Source organism: Streptomyces griseus subsp. griseus, assembly GCF_003610995.1.
Taxonomy (GTDB): Bacteria; Actinomycetota; Actinomycetes; order Streptomycetales; family Streptomycetaceae; genus Streptomyces.
Genome location: NZ_CP032543.1, coordinates 5,319,304 through 5,336,518, shown reverse-complemented (window position 1 = coordinate 5,336,518; position 17,215 = coordinate 5,319,304). Strand labels below are relative to the sequence as shown.

The window sequence follows — 17,215 nt, the reverse complement described above, 5'->3', positions numbered from 1 at the left end:
CAACCGATCGGTTGACCCCGGGGTACGACCTGTGGACACGGCGGGCTCTCCGGCTCGGGACGGCGCGGCCTCCGGCCGAAATTGGGAGGACCGATGTCAGTGGTGAAACGTACAGTCGGTTCTGATGCCCGAAAAGCCTGCAGAGCGCACGGACCGGTCCGCCGTGCGCTCCCTCCTGCGTCTGTGGCCCTATGTCCGCCCGGTACGGGTCCGCCTGTTCACCGCCGCCCTCGTGGCGATCGTGGCGTCCTGTCTGTCGCTGGTGATCCCGCTGATCCTGAAGTGGATGGTGGACGGGCCGGTGGCCGACCGGGACCCGGGCGGCGTCTGGCTGGGCGCGCTGTACCTGCTGCTGCTCGGCATCGCGGAGGCCGTGCTGTTCGGGTTCCGGCGGTGGCTGGTGGCGCGTCCGCTGGCCGGGGTCGAGGCGTCGATGCGGGCCGACCTCTACCGCCATCTGCAACGGCTGCCGGTGGCCTTCCACGACCGGTGGCCCTCGGGCCAGTTGCTGTCGCGCGGCACGACGGACCTGATGCTGCTGCGGATGTTCCTGGCGTTCCCGCTGACGTTCCTGGTCGTCAACGCGGCGACGATCCTGGTCGGTTTCGTCATCCTGTTCGCGCAGGACTGGTCGCTCGGGCTGGTGCTGCTGGCGCCGGCGGTGCCGCTGATCATCCTGTGCTCGGTCTTCGAGACGAAGTATTCGCTGGTGGCGCGGAAGGCGCAGGACCAGGTCGGCGATCTGACCACGGTCGTCGAGGAGAGCGTGCTCGGCATCCGGATCGTCAAGGGCTTCGGCCGCCACCGCAGCCAGGCGAAGGCCTTCAAGGCACTCTCGCAGCGGCTGCGCGCCACGGAGCTGGGCAAGGCCCGGCTGCTCGCCGGGATCTGGGCGCTCATCACGGCCATCCCGGAGCTGGCGATCGGGGCTGCGCTGGTGCTCGGCACGATCCAGGTGGCGGACGGCTCGCTCTCGGCGGGCACCCTGGTCGCCTTCCTCTCGACGGCGCTCGCGCTGCGGTGGCCGGTGGAGTCGATCGGGTTCCTGCTGGCGATGAGCCAGGAGTCGGCGACCGCGACCGACCGGTACTTCGAGGTGATGGACGCGGCGGAGGAGGAAGGTGCGGCGGCCGCCCGCGCGGGTGCGCCGGACGCGCCCGCCGGGATGGTGTTCGAGGGCGTGGAGTTCCGCTACCCGGACGCGGAGCCGGGCTCGCCGCCGGTCCTGGCCCGGATCGACCTCCAGGTGCGGCCCGGCGAGACGCTGGCCCTGGTGGGCGGTACGGGCTCTGGCAAGACCACGCTCACCGCACTGGTCCCCCGGCTGCACGAGGTGACCGGCGGCCGGATCACGCTGGACGGTGAGGACATCGCCACGATGGAGCGCTCGCGGCTGCGGGAGCTGGTGTCGGTGGCGTTCGAGGAGCCGACGCTGTTCTCCGCGACGGTCGGCGAGAACGTGCGGATGGGCGCCGAGGACGCGGACGAGGACCAGGTGCGGCGAGCGCTCGCGGTGGCCCAGGCCGGCTTCGTGCACGAGCTGCCGGCGGGCCTGGACACGGAGGTCGGCGAGCAGGGCCTGAGCCTCTCCGGCGGCCAGCGCCAACGCCTCGCCCTGGCCCGTGCGGTGGTGGGCGAACCGCGCTTCCTGGTGCTGGACGACCCGCTCTCGGCACTCGACGTGCACACGGAGACGCTGGTGGAGGCGGCGCTGCGCCAGGTGCTGGAGGAGACCACGGCGGTGGTGGTGGCGCACCGCCCCTCGACCGTGATGCTGGCGGACCGGGTGGCGCTGCTGTCGGAGGGCCGGATCGCGGCGGTGGGCACGCACCAGGAGCTGCTGCGGTCGAACGCGGAGTACGCATGGCTGATGTCGGGGGCGGAGCCGGGCGGAGGTGGCGGGGGCGCTGATACGGGAGGTGACGCCGGGGCGGAGCCGGGCGCGGGCAACCCGGGGGCGGAGCCGGGCTCGGCCACGGGCGGCCCTGAGGCGGACCCCGGTGTCGGCAGCCCCGGGGCGGAGCCGGGCACGGGCGGATCCGAGGTCACGTCACCCGGCGTGCGGCCCGTCACCGCGGGCCCCGGCCCCGTGACCACCGGGTCCCCCACTCACCAGATCCCCGCCGAGGAGGGCAGTCGCCGATGACCACGACCACGAACGACGCCACGCGCACCGCCCCCGGTGACGACGACGGCCCGGAGCCCGGCCGGACGGCCCAGGCACCCGCACCGAAGGGAGCCTCGTCCAAGGGACCCGAGCCGGAGGGACGTGAGCCGGAGGGGGCCGGACCGAAGGGACCCGCGGCCGAGGGACCCGGCGACCCCTTCGACCAGGACGACCTGCCCGCACCGCGCGGCGCGACCCGGGCGCTCCTGTTCTCCCTCCTCTCCCCCATGCGCGGCCGGGTGGTGGTGGCCGCGCTGCTGCTGATCCTCCAGCAGGCGGCGATCCAGGCGGGCCCGCTGCTGGTGGCGTACGCGATCGACAGCGGGGTCCCGGCCTTCCGGGACCACGACTACGGGCCGCTGATCGCGGTCGCGGTGGGCTACCTGCTCTGCTCGGTGGGCGCGGGGGTGCTCCAGTACGCGTTCGTCCGGGGCTCGGCCCGCATCAACCAGGACGCGCTGCTGGACCTGCGCGGCCGGATCTTCCGCCACGCCCAGGCGCTGAGCGTGGACTTCCACGAGCGCTACACCTCGGGACGGCTGATCTCCCGCTCCACCACGGACGTCGAATCCCTCCAGGAGCTGCTGAGCGAGGGGCTCCAGGAGCTGATCACCGTCGTCCTCTCCTTCGTGTCGATCGGGCTGGTCCTGCTCTGGCTGGACCTCGGCATCGGAGGGATCGCGGTGCTCTCCTTCGTACCGCTGTATCTGCTGGTACGGCTCTACCGGCGGCGCGCGGCCGTGGTGTACGGGGCGCGGTCGACGGCGATCGCCTCGGTGATCGTCAAGTTCGCGGAGACCATGAACGGCATCCGGCCGGTCCAGGCGTTCCGCCGGGAGCGGTCCAACGACGCCGCGTTCGCCTCGCTCAACCAGGTGCACGAGCGGCGCAACGGGGACGCGCTGCTGGAGATGGCGCGTTACGTCATCGGCTCCCGGCTGGTCGCCAACACGGCGGTCGCCGCGATGGTCCTGTGGGGCGCCTACCGGGTGGCCGACGGGACGCTGGCGCTCGGGGTACTGGCGGCGGCGGTGCTGTATCTGCGGCGGCTCTACGACCCGATCGACCGGCTGGGGATGTTCCTCAACTCCTACCAGTCGGCGGCGGCCTCGCTGGAGAAGATCGCGGGCCTGCTGGCCCAGACCCCGACGGTCCCGGTGGCGGCGGACCCGAAGGAGCTGCCCGCCCGCTCCGGCGACTTCCCGGGCCGGGAGGTCGTCTTCGACGGGGTGCGGTTCGCCTACCGTACGGGCGGCGAGGTGCTGCCCACCTTCGACCTGCGCATCCCCGCGGGCGCCACGGTGGCGGTCGTCGGCTCCACGGGCGCGGGCAAGTCGACGCTGGCCAAGCTGCTGGCCCGGTTCTACGACCCGACCGACGGCCGGGTCCTGCTGGACGGGGTGGACCTGCGCGACCTGGCCACGGCCGAGCTGCGCAAGGGCGTGGTGATGGTGACGCAGGAGGCGTTCCTGTTCTCCGGGACGGTGGCGGAGAACATCGCGATCGGCCGCCCGGACGCCACCCGTGACGAGATCGAACGGGCGGCGAAGGCGATCGGCGCGCACGACTTCATCGCCGCGCTGCCCGAGGGGTACGACACGGATGTACGGAAGCGGGGCGGCCGGATCTCGGCGGGCCAGCGTCAGTTGGTCGCCTTCGCCCGTGCCCTGCTGGCGGACCCGGCGGTGCTGATCCTCGACGAGGCGACCAGCTCCCTGGACGTCCCCGGCGAGCGGGCGGTACAGCGCGCCATGGACACGGTGCTGCACGGCCGTACGGCGGTGGTGATCGCCCACCGCCTGTCCACCGTGGAGATCGCGGACCGGGTGCTGGTGATGGAGGGCGGCCGCATCGTGGAGGACGGTGCGCCGGCCGAACTCATCGGCGGTACGGGGCGGTTCGCCGGGCTGCACCGGACGTGGAAGGACAGCCTGGTCTGAGCGAACGGTGAGGGGGGTGCCGCCGCCCGGCCGGGCGGCGGCACCCCCCTCACGTACGTCAGGCGGTGGCGCCGCCCTTGCGGCGGCGGCCCAGCGCGAAGACGACACCGGCGCCGGCGAGGACCGCCACGCCGCCGATGGTCGCGATGACCGGCAGGTTGGAGTCCGAACCGGTCTGGGCGAGGGTGCCCTCGGGCTTGACCTGGCTGTTGCCGACGGGCTTGGCCGGCAGGGGCTTCTTGCCGCCCTCCTGGGGCTCGGCCTCGTTGGGCTTGCCCGGGGCGGTGCCGGCGGCGAGGACGTCGAACTCGTAGAACTGCTCGCTGTCGGCGAAGACGCAGTTGCCCTTGTCGTCGGCGTAGAGGCCGATGGTGAGGGCGAAGCCGAAGCCCGCGGGCGCCTTCTTGTCCACGCTCAGCCGCAGGTCGATCGAGAAGGACTCCTTGGCCTTGATGTCGGTGTAGCCGAGGTAGCCGGAGGTCTCGTCGTCCTCGTCCAGCGATATGGCGGTCCAGACGCCCGTCTCCGGGTCCTTGAACTGGAGCGTGAGGTGGCCGGTGGTCTCCTCCCACGTCTCGGTGTCGACCTGCGCGGCGAAGACACCGAGGTCGACGCGCTGGTAGGAGTTGTCGCCCTTGTTGACCACGTTGAGCTTGAAGCCGTGGAAGCCGCTGCCCGCGACGACCTTGGAGGGGAGGCCGGAGAGCGTGGTGCGGAGGTTCTTGTCGAACGTCGGCTCCTCCGTGCCGTCGCAGATGTCGGCCGGCGAGGTGACGGTCGGCTTCGGCGCGGGGGTGGTGGCGCTCTCCGACGGGGTCAGGGCGGGCTCCTCGGCGGCGGGGCTCGTCTCGCTCTCCACCGGCGCGGGAGAGGTCTCCGACTCCTCGGGGGCGGGGCTCGTCTCGGACTCCTCGGGCGCCGGGCTCGTCTCGGACTCCTCCGGTGCCGGGGAGCTCTCGGTGGTCTCCGGGGCCGGCGAGGAGGTCGCGAAAGCGGCGGAGGACGTCAGGAGGGTGACCGGAGTGAGTACGGCGGTCGCTGCTGCGACGGCCAGTGCGCGGCGGATCTTCATGCGATGAGGTCCTCTGGAGAGTCTGGGTGCCGCCGGGGCGACACGAAGGCTGGGAGGGCCGTCCGAGTTCGAGGTGGAGGGAGACACGGGTGAGGCCAATGGGTCTGACTGCCATGCGGGGTACGGGGTTGTACCCGCGAGGCGAACGAACCGTGTGAGCAAGCACACAGCTCGTTCACAAGAAGCACACAAAGCGCGCATCCGGGCGGACCTCATCCCGGCAGCGGCCGCACCGCCGCCTCGCGCAGCCGGGCCCGCGGCCTCACCCACCGGGCCGTGGACCGGGCGGCCGAAGCGCCGGACGGGACCACCAAGAACTATCTCCCGACCCGGGACGCGGTGCTGCGGGCGGTCGCCGAGCGCCGCCTGGAGCAGTACCTCGCACTCACCGCCCAGCCCGCCGCCGGACCGGGCCCCGCCGACCGCGAGGGGCTGACCGCACCGTTCCGCACTCTCCTGGAGAACGTCGCCGGACCCGGCCGCCCCCGCCCCCTCGCCCATCTGGAGCTCCGGGCGGAGGCAGCCCGGCGTCCCTGGCTCGCCGCCCTCCTCGGCCCGACGGCGAGCGGCGACTCCGCGGGGTTCGAGACGACCCAGCGGTCCGCCGGACCGACCGTCACCCCGCGGCGGGCGGCCACCGTCACGCGCGCGCCGCACGCGGCGATCCCGCATCCGCTGGGGGCGGCCCGGGCACACCGGCGGCGGCGGGGCTGGACGACCTGGACCGGTTCGTACGGGGCTGCTGGACGCGGTGCACCCTGCGGACGCCGCCCCGGCCCGAGCGCGCCGAGCGGCACAGCGCGCGGACCACCCCCTTCCGCTGGCGGGATCTGGCCAGAACCCGCCCCCGTCTCACCAGGTGGGCGGTAACCGCTTCCGGGCGTGCCGCTCGCATGTGCCCCGGACGTACCGAACCTGTGCCCACCCTGTGAATGCGGGCCTTCACACATCCCGGCAACATTCCGGCAATGATCGGCGAAACGTCCGCTTAACGAACATGGCCTTTCCGGCAACGAACGAATTCCGGCCAAGTTCTTGACGCGCTCCTGACAGGCGTAGCCGTCTGCTGACACTCTTCACCCCGTTCTGCGCACCGCCTGCACCGAGCCGGACGGCCCATCCAGCGCCGCCGGTAACCCCCCTCGCAGAAGGAGTCAGCGTGAGATCCACGCCCAGCCGTCGCGCCACCGCGACCGGCGCTCTGATAGCCGCAGCAGCCATGATCGCCGTCGGACTGCAGTCCGGCCCCGCCACCGCCACCCCGGCCTCGGCCGCCCCCGCCGGCGGGATCACCGCCGGCACGAAGGCCGACCCGGGTTCGCTCCCCGCCAAGATCTCCCCCGCCCAGCGCGCCGCACTGCTCAGCGAGGCCGACGCCACCAAGGCGGCCACCGCCAAGCAGCTCGGGCTCGGCGCCACGGAGAAGCTCGTCGTCCGCGATGTCGTCCAGGACCGGGACGGCACCACGCACACCCGTTACGAGCGCACCCTCGACGGGCTCCCCGTCCTCGGCGGCGACCTGGTGGTCCAGGAGACCACGGCCGGCAAGACCCTCAGCGTCGTCAAGGCGTCGAAGGCGACCACCGCGCAGCTGAAGGCCGTCGGCCTCACCGCCGACGTGGCCCCGGCCGCCGCCGAGAAGCAGGCGCTCGGTGCGGCGAAGACGGAGGGCTCGAAGGCGACGAAGGCGGAGAAGGCACCGCGCAAGGTCGTCTGGCTGGGCGGCGGCTCCCCGCAGCTCGCGTACGAGACGGTCGTCGGCGGACTCCAGCACGACGGCACCCCGAACGAGCTCCACGTCATCACCGACGCGACCTCCGGCGAGAAGCTGTACGAGTACCAGGCGGTCCACAACGGGACCGGCAACACCCAGTACAGCGGCCAGGTGACACTGGGCACCGCGCCCTCGTACACGCTGACCGACACCACGCGCGGCAACCACAAGACGTACAACCTCAACCGGGGCACCTCCGGCACCGGCACGCTGTTCTCCAAGTCGACCGACGTCTGGGGCAACGGCACCCCCCAGAACGCCGAGACGGCCGGCGCCGACGCCCACTACGGCGCCGCGCTCACCTGGGACTACTACAAGAACGTGCACGGCCGCAACGGCCTGCGCGGTGACGGCGTCGGGGCGTACTCCCGCGTCCACTACGGCAACAACTACGTCAACGCCTTCTGGCAGGACAGCTGCTTCTGCATGACGTACGGCGACGGCGACGGCAACGTCAAGCCGCTGACCTCCATCGACGTGGCCGCCCACGAGATGACCCACGGCCTGACCTCGGTCACGGCCAAGCTGGTCTACAGCGGTGAGTCCGGCGGCCTCAACGAGGCGACGTCCGACATCTTCGCCGCGGCCGTGGAGTTCCACGCCAACAACGCGCAGGACCAGGGCGACTACCTGGTCGGCGAGAAGATCGACATCCGCGGCAACGGCACCCCGCTGCGCTACATGGACAAGCCGAGCAAGGACGGCAGCTCCAAGGACGCCTGGTACTCCGGCATCGGCAACATCGACGTCCACTACTCCTCGGGCCCGGCCAACCACTGGTACTACCTGCTCTCCGAGGGCAGCGGCGCCAAGACGATCAACGGTGTCAGCTACGACTCCCCCACCTCCGACGGGCTGCCGGTCACCGGCATCGGCCGGGACAAGGCGTCGCTGATCTGGTTCAAGGCGCTCACCACCAAGTTCACCTCGACGACCAACTACGCCGCTGCCCGCACCGGCACGCTCGCGGTCGCCAGTGAGCTGTACGGCGCCACCAGCGCCGAGTACGCGGCCGTGGCCAACGCCTGGGCCGCCATCAACGTCGGCGCCCGCCCCGGCGGCGGCGACCCCGACCCGGGTGGCAAGGTCTTCCAGAACACCACCGTGGTGAACATCCCGGACGCGGGCGCGGCCGTCACCAGCGCGGTCAACGTCACCGGCGTCACGGGCAACGCCCCGAGCGCGCTCAAGGTGGACGTGAACATCACCCACACCTACCGCGGTGACCTGGTCGTCGACCTGGTGGCCCCGGACGGCGGCACCTTCCGCCTGAAGAACTCCTCCGCCTCGGACTCCGCGGCCAACGTGGTGGCGACCTACACGGTCAACGCCTCGTCCAAGGTGGCCAACGGCGAGTGGAAGCTGAAGGTCCAGGACGTGTACCGCTCGGACACGGGCCGGATCAACAGCGTCAAGCTCACCTTCTGATCCCACCGCACCGTCGCACCACCACATGACCGAACGGCCCGGCAGGGGTTCTGCTCCCCCGCCGGGCCGTTCGCCATGCTCAGCCCAGGCCCGTTCAGGCGGGGTTGCCGGCGTGGGTCAGCGTCTCCCAGGCCACGAACAGGTTGTTGGACCCGGCCGGCCGCTGCCGCTCGGTCAGCGTCTGGGTGTTGGTCATCGCGTAACCGAGGCGGTTGGACAGGGCGTTGAACCCGACCTCCGTGATCGGACCGAGGCTGTCCTTGAGCGATCCGCCGCAGAGCGAGGACGGCACGGGCGTGCCCAGCTGGTGCTTGGCGTGCAGCCCCATCGCGTGCCGCAACCGGTCGGCGACCTCGGGGTAGAGGTCCTGGCCCTGGATCCGGCTGGTCTCCGCGATGTGCGCGATGGCCGAGATGCCGTAACCGGTGTGGGTCAGATCGCGGCAGGTCTCCTGGGAGAGCCCGTCCACGAAGGTGGACTGGCCCTGCCAGTAGTTGATGACTTTGGCCCGGGTGTCGAGTCCGCTGCCCGGCGCCACCTTGGGCAGCGCACCGTCGGCGGTCACGTAGATGTACGCCGGTACCCGCCCGCGGAACTTGGAGACGGCCTTGTCGTAGGCGGCGCGGTCCTCCAGGAAGACCGAGATCCCGATCGCCGCCTCGGTCATCGACAGCTCCCAGTTGCCGTTGGAGTGGGAGCCGTTGGTGACCTCGGGCAGGTACACGTTGCGCAACATGGTTCCGAAACGGCCGGAGTTGGGCCAGCTGCTGTAGGTGTGCTTGATGATCTCGGCGGCCCTCGGCCAGGAGGAGCCGGCCCAGCCGGTCTGGAGCGGGGCGTTGCTGTTGGTGTGGTCCCGGATCACGGCCGACCAGGCGTCCATGATCTCGATCGCCTTCTGCGCGTACCGGCTGTCCTGGGTGATGTACCAGGCCAGCGAGAGCGTGTACGCGGCGATCGCGTCCTCACGCTCGTCGGTGCAGCCGTTGTTGGGGTTGGAGTACGAGCCGCACTCGACGATCGCGCGAGGCTTGGCGGTCCGCGCGAGGGAGGCGTACTTGCTCCCCATCATCTGGTCGTACGCGCCCTTCCAGGGCTGGGCGCCCGCCTGGACCCTGCCCCGGACGAAGTCCAGCTGGGGGCGGCTGACGAGGACGCCGGGGTGGGTGAAGGTGGCCGGCGCGGCCGCCGGGGCGGGTGCGGGCGCGGCGGCCGGGGCCTTCTCCGCCAGGGCGGGGGCGGCGAGGGCGGTGGTGAGCAGCGCGGCCAGGCCGACGGCGGTGGCGAGTACGCGGGGGATGGTGCCGGTACGCATGTGGGGTGCCTTCCGGAGCGGTGATGGTCCAACGGCGGTGCCCGGTAAGGGAGTTCACGTACGTGAACATGGGGCCGCATGGTGAACCCGGTGATGCGTGAGGAACGTAAAGCCATCCCATGAACACGTCAAGGCTCTGTGTTCACCACACGAACACAGACCCCTCCGACAGCCGAAGGGCCCGGCACCGCGCATCGCGGTACCGGGCCCTCAGAACGACGCCGCTCAGCGCATCAGCACGCCGGCGCCCTCCCCCGTCGCCTCGTTCGGCACCGCCACCAGGCCCAACTCTGCTCCGGAAGCGAGCAGTTCGTGCGAGGGCAGAACGCGCACGGTGTAGCCGTACGGTCCCGTCCGGTCCAGGGCGAGCGGGCCCTCGTAGAGCCAGCGGTCCTCCAGGTCATGGCCGCCCGCCGGCTTCAGCGGGAAGACCTGGGCGTCCGCGATGGCATCGGCCGAGTCCACCCGGCCCGCGACGACCTGCACCTCCACATCGTCCGGGTCGAGGCCGCCGAGGGCGATCCGTACCCGGAGCGACAGCGTCGCCCCCAGCTCCGCCGAACCGCCCGCCACCGTGTCGGTGACCGACTCCACATGGTCCACGGAGACTTTCGGCCAGGCCGCCCGGACCTTCGCCTTCCACTGGGCGAGGTCCCGCGCCACCGCCGGGCCGAGCGCCCGCCGGGCCCGCGCGGCGGGTGCGTAGAGCCGCTCCACGTACTCGCGCACCATCCGCCCGCGAGCACCTTCGGACCCAGGTTGACCAGGGTGGAGCGGACCATCTCGATCCACCGGTCCGGCAGGTCCGTGGCGCCCCGGTCGTAGAAGCGCGGGGCGACCCGGTCCTCGATCAGGGCGTACAGGGCGTTGGACTCCAGCTCGTCGCGCCGGTCCTCGTCGACCGCCGAGCCGTCGGCGGTGGGGATCTCCCAGCCGAAGTCCGGCTCGAACCACTCGTCCCACCAGCCGTCGCGCACGGAGAGGTTGAGGCAGCCGTTGAGCGCCGCCTTCATCCCGCTCGTGCCGCACGCCTCCAGCGGGCGCAGCGGGTTGTTGAGCCAGACGTCGCACCCCGGGTAGAGCTTCTGCGCCATGCCCATGCCGTAGTCCGGCAGGAAGACGATGCGGTGGCGCACGCGCGGGTCGTCCGCGAACCGCACCAGCTCCTGGACCAGCCGCTTGCCGCCGTCGTCGGCGGGGTGGGCCTTGCCCGCGACCACGATCTGGATCGGGTGCGTGGGGTGCAGGAGGAGCGCCCGCAGCCGGTCGCGGTCACGCAGCATCAGCGTCAGACGCTTGTACGAGGGGACGCGGCGGGCGAAGCCGATGGTGAGGACGTCCGGGTCGAGGACATCGTCGATCCAGCCCAGCTCGGCGGTGCCCGCGCCGCGCCGACGCCAGGAGGCGTAGAGGCGGCGGCGGACCTCGGTCACCAGCTGGCCGCGCAGCTCGCGGCGCAGCGCCCAGATCTCCTGGTCGCCGATCCCGCCGACCGCGTCCCAGCGGCGCGGGGTGCCGGTCCGCTCCTCGGAGGGCTCGCCGTCCACCGGTCCGCCCGCCAGCACCTGGTGGGCGCGGCCGGTGCCGACCTGTCCGGCGCCGAGCGCGAAGACCTCGGGGGCGACCCAGGTCGGGGCGTGCACCCCGTTGGTGACGGAGGTGATCGGCACGTCGGCCGGGTCGAAGCCCGGCCAGAGCCCGGAGAACATCTCCCGGCTGACGGCCCCGTGCAGGGTGGAGACGCCGTTGGCGCGCTGGGCGAGCCGGAGCCCCATCACCGCCATGTTGAACAGCTCGGGCTCGCCGCCGGGGTAGGTCTCCCGGCCCAGCGGCAGGATCTTCTCCGCCGGTACGCCGCTCAGCTCGCCGTCGTCGCCGAAGTGGCGGGCGATCAGCTGCCGGTCGAAACGGTCTATCCCGGCGGGCACCGGGGTGTGGGTGGTGAAGACGGTCCCGGCCCGGACCACTTCGAGGGCCGCGTCGAAGTCGATTCCCTCTGCGGTCAGTTCGCGGATGCGCTCCAGGCCGAGGAAACCGGCGTGGCCCTCGTTGGTGTGGAACACCTCCGGCTCCGGGGTCCGGGTGAGCCGGCACCAGGTGCGCACGGCGCGCACCCCGCCGATGCCGAGCAGCATCTCCTGGAGGAGGCGGTGGTCGCTGCCGCCGCCGTAGAGCCGGTCGGTGACGTCGCGCTCGCCGGGTGCGTTCTCCTCGACGTCGGAGTCGAGGAGGAGGAGCGGGACGCGGCCGACCCGGGCCAGCCAGATGCAGGCGTACAGCGAGCGCCCGCCGGGCAGGGCGAGCACCACCCGGGCAGGGGTGCCGTCGGCCTCGCGGACCAGGTCGAGGGGGAGTTCGTTGGGGTCGAGGACCGGATAGTGCTCCTGCTGCCAGCCCTCGCGGGAGAGGCTCTGGCGGAAGTAGCCGTGCCGGTAGAGCAGGCCGACGCCGATGAGCGGGACGCCCAGGTCGCTGGCGGCCTTGAGGTGGTCGCCGGCGAGGATGCCGAGGCCGCCGCTGTACTGCGGCAGTGCGGCGGTGACGCCGAACTCGGGTGAGAAGTAGGCCACGGCGGCGGGGAGTTCCGCACCGGCGGCCTGCTGTTCCTGATACCAGCGGGGGCCGTCCAGATACTCCTTCAGATCGGCGGAGGCCTCGGCCAGGCGGCCCAGGTACTCCTGGTCCCGGCCCAGTTCGGCCAGGCGCCCGGCGGTGAGAGAGCCGAGCAGGCGTACGGGGTCGGCGTCCGCGGGCCGCCACCCCTCGGGGTCGGCGGACCGGAAGAGCTCGCGGGTCTCGGTGTGCCACGACCAGCGCAGGTTGCGCGCGAGGTCGTGGAGGGGTCGGAGGGGTTCGGGGAGGACAGGACGCACGGTGAATCGACGAATGGCCTTCACGTACTCCACCTTTACAGGGGACTTGCGCATCCGAGCGGACGCACCACGGTGTGCGTCCCTTCCGTCACCCCTGACGGTAGCGGCCGTCCGTGGTCCGCCACCACGGCGCGTGGACGGCTCACGGAGTCCGGCCCCGGGCGCCGCACGCCTCCCCACAGGAGCACCAGGCGTGCCACCGGCCCTCACCCACCCCAGCCTTCAGCTGCGGGTTTGGCCGATTTCCTGCCCGTACGCAGCCTTGTGGACCTTCCTGTCACAAGGAAGGCTGCCGTGTGGCGCCGCTCAGCGGGTATCCGGAACCTGTGAGGGCGCTTCGGACCTCCGTACGCCGCGGGGGCGCACGCCGGGCGCCGTCGGACCCTGACCCGGACCTGACCGACCGGCTACCACCGAGTAGTTAACACAGCGCCGGATTTCCCGTGAGCGAACGCGGGGAAGGCTTTCCCGGTACGCAGCGCGACCCGGCCCGCGCACCTTCTCGGTGCATCCGAAACATGCACGAAACCCCCGCGACCCACCCATTCGAGTGCCATTCGAGTGAACGCGGACAGGAGCGGCCATGCCCACAGCCCGTCAGCAGACAGCTGAGCAGCTACAAAGGACAGATCCCCATCATCGCGGCACGCGCGGTCGGTCCTCCGCGTCGGCGCCGTCGCCCGTGCACGCCGAGCTCCTCCAGCCCCCAGGTGATTCCATGATCGGTCGTATTCCCGTCCTGGACGTCCGTCCCCTCGTCGACTGCGGCAGACGTCCGGCGAAGGCCGTCGTCGGTGAGACCTTCCAGGTCACCGCCACCGTCTTCCGTGAAGGCCACGACGCGGTGGCGGCCAATGTCGTCCTGCGCGATCCGAGCGGACGGGTGGGACCGTGGACCCCGATGCGCGAGCTGGCCCCGGGCACGGACCGGTGGGGTGCCGAGATCACCCCGGACTCCGAGGGCCGCTGGACGTACACGGTGGAGGCGTGGGGCGATCCGCTCGCCACCTGGCGCCACCACGCCGCGATCAAGATCCCTGCGGGCATCGACACCGATCTGGTCCTCGCGGAGGGCGCGGCCCTGCTGGAGCGGGCCGCCGCCGGCGTTCCGAAGAAGAACGGGCGCGAGGCCGTGCTCGCCGCGGTGGACGCGCTGCGGGACACCGCGCACTCCCCGGCCGCCCGGCTGGCCGCGGCCCTGACCCCGGCCGCCGATGCGGTCCTCGCCCGGTACCCGCTGCGTGAACTGGTCACCCGCTCCAAGCCGCTGGCGGTGCGCGTGGAGCGCGAGCGGGCGCTGTACGGGTCGTGGTACGAGCTGTTCCCGCGCTCGGAGGGGGCGAAGCGGGTGCCGGTGGACCCGGCGGACACCTCGCCGGACGCCCCGACCCGCCTGGTGAGCGGCACGTTCCGGACGGCGGCCGAGCGGCTGCCCGCGGTCGCCGCCATGGGGTTCGATGTCGTGTACCTGCCCCCGATCCACCCGATCGGGACGACCCACCGCAAGGGCCCGGACAACACGCTGACGCCCGGTGAGCACGATCCGGGCGTGCCGTGGGCGATCGGCTCTCCGGACGGCGGGCACGACGCGGTCCACCCGGAGCTGGGCACGCTGGAGGACTTCGACCACTTCGTGGAGGTGGCCCGCAACCTCCGGATGGAGATCGCGCTGGACTTCGCGCTCCAGTGCTCCCCGGACCACCCGTGGGTCAAGGAGCACCCGGACTGGTTCCACCACCGCCCCGACGGGTCGATCGCGTACGCCGAGAACCCGCCGAAGAAGTACCAGGACATCTACCCGATCGCCTTCGACAAGGACATGCGCGGTCTGGTGGCGGAGACCGTACGTATCCTGCGCTTCTGGATGGACCACGGCGTGCGTGTCTTCCGCGTCGACAACCCGCACACCAAGCCGGTGGTGTTCTGGGAGAAGGTGATCGCCGAGATCAACGGCACCGACCCCGATGTCGTCTTCATGGCGGAGGCGTTCACCCGCCCGGCGATGATGCACACCCTGGGCGCGGTCGGGTTCCAGCAGTCGTACACGTACTTCACCTGGCGGAACACCAAGCAGGAGCTGACCGAGTACGTCACGGAGCTGTCCGGCGAGGCCGCCTCGTACATGCGGCCCAACTTCTTCGTGAACACCCCGGACATCCTGCCGGGCTACCTCCAGCACGGCGGCCGCCCGGCCTTCGAGGCCCGGGCCGTGCTCGCCGCCACCCTCTCCCCGTCCTGGGGCGTCTATGCGGGGTTCGAGCTGTGCGAGAACACCCCGGCCAAGCCGGGGAGCGAGGAGTACCTGCACTCGGAGAAGTACGAACTGCGTCCGAGGGACTGGGAGTCGGCGGAACGCGAGGGTCGCACGCTGACGCCCCTGATCACCTCGCTGAACCGGATCCGACGACGCAACCCCGCGCTCCAGCAGCTGCGCGAGGTGCACTTCCACCACGCCGACAACGAGTCGCTGATCGTCTACAGCAAGCGTTCCGGTTCGAACACCGTTCTGGTGGTCGTGAACCTCGATCCTCACCACACCCAGGAGGCCACGGTCTCGTTGGACATGGAGCGGCTCGGCCTTCAGGGGCACGAGCGCGTACCGGTGCGCGACGAGCTCACCGGCGACACCTATCACTGGGGCAGGGCCTTCTATGTGCGCCTAGAGCCGGGCATCACGCCCGCGCACATCGCCGTCCTGCGACCGTCCCCGCCGACCGGAGGGTCACCCACACCATGATCGTCAATGAGCCTGTCCACGACACGTTCGAGGACACACCCGCCAAGGACCGTGATCCCGACTGGTTCAAGCGCGCCGTCTTCTACGAGGTGCTCGTCCGGTCCTTCCAGGACTCCAACGGCGACGGAATCGGCGACCTCAAGGGCATCACCGCCAAACTGGATTACCTCCAGTGGCTCGGTGTCGACTGCCTCTGGCTGCCGCCGTTCTTCAAGTCCCCGCTGCGCGACGGCGGTTACGACGTCTCCGACTACACCGCGGTACTGCCGGAGTTCGGCGATCTCGCCGACTTCGTGGAGTTCGTGGACGCCTCGCACCAGCGGGGCATGCGCGTCATCATCGACTTCGTCATGAACCACACGAGCGACCAGCACGAGTGGTTCCAGCAGTCCCGCTCCGACCCCGACGGGCCGTACGGCGACTACTACGTCTGGGCGGACGACGACAAGCAGTTCCAGGACGCCCGGATCATCTTCGTCGACACCGAGACGTCCAACTGGACCTTCGACCCGGTGCGCAAGCAGTACTACTGGCACCGCTTCTTCTCCCACCAGCCGGACCTCAACTACGAGAACCCGGCGGTCCAGGAGGAGATCCTGGCGGCCCTGCGGTTCTGGCTGGACCTGGGCATCGACGGCTTCCGGGTCGACGCGGTGCCCTACCTCTACCAGCGCGAGGGCACCAACTGCGAGAACCTCCCCGAGACCCACCACTTCCTCAAGCGGGTCCGCAAGGAGATCGACGCCAACTACCCGGACACCGTGCTCCTCGCCGAGGCCAACCAGTGGCCCGAGGACGTCGTCGACTACTTCGGCGACTACGAGGCGGGCGGCGACGAGTGCCACATGGCGTTCCACTTCCCCGTGATGCCGCGCATCTTCATGGCGGTGCGACGGGAGAGCCGCTACCCGGTCTCCGAGATCCTGGCGAAGACCCCGGAGATCCCGAAGAACTGCCAGTGGGGCATCTTCCTGCGCAACCATGACGAGCTGACCCTCGAAATGGTCACGGACGAAGAGCGCGACTACATGTACGCGGAGTACGCCAAGGACCCGCGGATGCGCGCCAACATCGGCATCCGCAGGCGGCTGGCCCCGCTGCTGGACAACGACCGCAACCAGATCGAGCTGTTCACCGCGCTGCTGCTGTCGCTGCCCGGCTCCCCGATCCTCTACTACGGGGACGAGATCGGGATGGGCGACAACATCTGGCTGGGCGACCGGGACGCGGTGCGCACCCCGATGCAGTGGACGCCCGACCGCAACGCCGGTTTCTCCTCCAGCGATCCGGGGCGGCTCTACCTCCCCACGATCATGGACCCGGTCTACGGCTACCAGGTCACCAACGTGGAAGCGTCGATGGCCTCCCCGTCCTCGCTGCTGCACTGGACCCGGCGGATGATCGAGATCCGCAAGCAGAATCCGGCCTTCGGGCTGGGTGAGTACACCGAGCTGCCGTCCTCCAACCCGGCGGTGCTGGCGTTCACCCGCGAGTACAAGGACGACCTCGTCCTGTGCGTGCACAACTTCTCGCGGTTCGCGCAGCCGACGGAACTCGACCTGCGATCGTTCGCAGGACGTCATCCGGTGGAATTGATCGGCGGGGTACGCTTCCCGGCCATCGGCCAGTTGCCCTACCTGCTGACTCTGGCCGGGCACGGCTTCTACTGGTTCCGGCTGCGCAAGGACGCGCCGCCGGCCTGACCCGGCGGCAAGCCGTGCGGGGCGGTTTCCACCGCCCCGCACGGGGCACTCTGACCGAGACGAAAGGCCTGGGGCTCTCACGGTTCCACCGCCTCGGGCCTTCTCTGTTCCGCCGTTCGAGTCCGTACGGACCTTCCTCTCCCGACACGTCCCGCACAGCCGGACAGCCATTGCCGCAATCCGGGACACTCTTCGCATCCTGTGGT

Annotated in this window: 7 protein-coding genes and 2 pseudogenes; 6 read left to right on the top strand and 3 right to left on the bottom strand. The window is 71.1% G+C overall.

From position 1 onward, the window contains the following. Positions 1 to 124: 124 nt before the first annotated feature. Together D6270_RS24190 and D6270_RS24185 are read left to right on the top strand one after the other, a co-directional pair. Complete coding sequence (locus D6270_RS24190; protein WP_225976936.1) at positions 125 to 2,146, top strand: ABC transporter ATP-binding protein; 2,022 nt, start codon at positions 125 to 127, stop codon at positions 2,144 to 2,146. Then, complete coding sequence (locus D6270_RS24185; RefSeq protein ID WP_109163524.1) at positions 2,143 to 4,107, top strand: ABC transporter ATP-binding protein; 1,965 nt, start codon at positions 2,143 to 2,145, stop codon at positions 4,105 to 4,107. The genes D6270_RS24190 and D6270_RS24185 overlap by 4 nt, the downstream gene beginning before the upstream one ends. Positions 4,108 to 4,165: 58 nt before the next feature. On the opposite strand, the gene D6270_RS24180 is transcribed toward D6270_RS24185, so the two are convergent. Then, positions 4,166 to 5,179: an LPXTG cell wall anchor domain-containing protein gene (locus tag D6270_RS24180; protein ID WP_109163525.1), complete on the bottom strand. Its 1,014-nt coding sequence runs from the start codon at positions 5,177 to 5,179 to the stop codon at positions 4,166 to 4,168. Between the two features lie 255 nt (positions 5,180 to 5,434). Between D6270_RS24180 and D6270_RS24175 the strand changes: the two are divergent. Beyond that, a pseudogene (locus D6270_RS24175) lies at positions 5,435 to 5,948 on the top strand (TetR/AcrR family transcriptional regulator); the annotation flags it as partial. Between the two features lie 390 nt (positions 5,949 to 6,338). Then, a complete protein-coding gene (locus D6270_RS24170) occupies positions 6,339 to 8,381 on the top strand; it encodes a M4 family metallopeptidase (protein WP_109163526.1) in 2,043 nt (680 codons plus the stop codon). A gap of 94 nt (positions 8,382 to 8,475) precedes the next feature. Here D6270_RS24170 and D6270_RS24165 read toward each other — a convergent pair whose 3' ends face one another. Together D6270_RS24165 and glgP are read right to left on the bottom strand one after the other, a co-directional pair. Further along, positions 8,476 to 9,696 carry an alginate lyase family protein gene (locus D6270_RS24165; protein WP_109163527.1) on the bottom strand — a complete coding sequence of 407 codons (1,221 nt, stop codon included), beginning with the start codon at positions 9,694 to 9,696 and terminating at the stop codon, positions 8,476 to 8,478. Positions 9,697 to 9,921: 225 nt separating this feature from the next. Next, a pseudogene (gene glgP / locus D6270_RS24160) lies at positions 9,922 to 12,593 on the bottom strand (alpha-glucan family phosphorylase). Positions 12,594 to 13,287: 694 nt separating this feature from the next. Here glgP and D6270_RS24155 point away from each other — a divergent pair. Both D6270_RS24155 and treS read left to right on the top strand, forming a co-directional pair. Then, positions 13,288 to 15,306, top strand: a complete 2,019-nt coding sequence (locus tag D6270_RS24155) for an alpha-1,4-glucan--maltose-1-phosphate maltosyltransferase (protein ID WP_109163528.1) — start codon at positions 13,288 to 13,290, stop codon at positions 15,304 to 15,306. Continuing rightward, positions 15,303 to 17,009, top strand: a complete 1,707-nt coding sequence (gene treS / locus D6270_RS24150) for a maltose alpha-D-glucosyltransferase (protein WP_109163529.1) — start codon at positions 15,303 to 15,305, stop codon at positions 17,007 to 17,009. The genes D6270_RS24155 and treS overlap by 4 nt, the downstream gene beginning before the upstream one ends. Positions 17,010 to 17,215: the final 206 nt, after the last annotated feature.

Excerpts from the sequence above, each read along its gene's own strand:
- D6270_RS24190 (WP_225976936.1), top strand. The coding sequence starts at position 125 with ATGCCCGAAAAGCCTGCAGAGCGCACGGACCGGTCCGCCGTGCGCTCC.
- D6270_RS24185 (WP_109163524.1), top strand. The coding sequence starts at position 2,143 with ATGACCACGACCACGAACGACGCCACGCGCACCGCCCCCGGTGACGAC.
- D6270_RS24155 (WP_109163528.1), top strand. The coding sequence starts at position 13,288 with ATGATCGGTCGTATTCCCGTCCTGGACGTCCGTCCCCTCGTCGACTGC.
- treS (WP_109163529.1), top strand. The coding sequence starts at position 15,303 with ATGATCGTCAATGAGCCTGTCCACGACACGTTCGAGGACACACCCGCC.
- D6270_RS24180 (WP_109163525.1), bottom strand. The coding sequence starts at position 5,179 with ATGAAGATCCGCCGCGCACTGGCCGTCGCAGCAGCGACCGCCGTACTC.
- D6270_RS24165 (WP_109163527.1), bottom strand. The coding sequence starts at position 9,696 with ATGCGTACCGGCACCATCCCCCGCGTACTCGCCACCGCCGTCGGCCTG.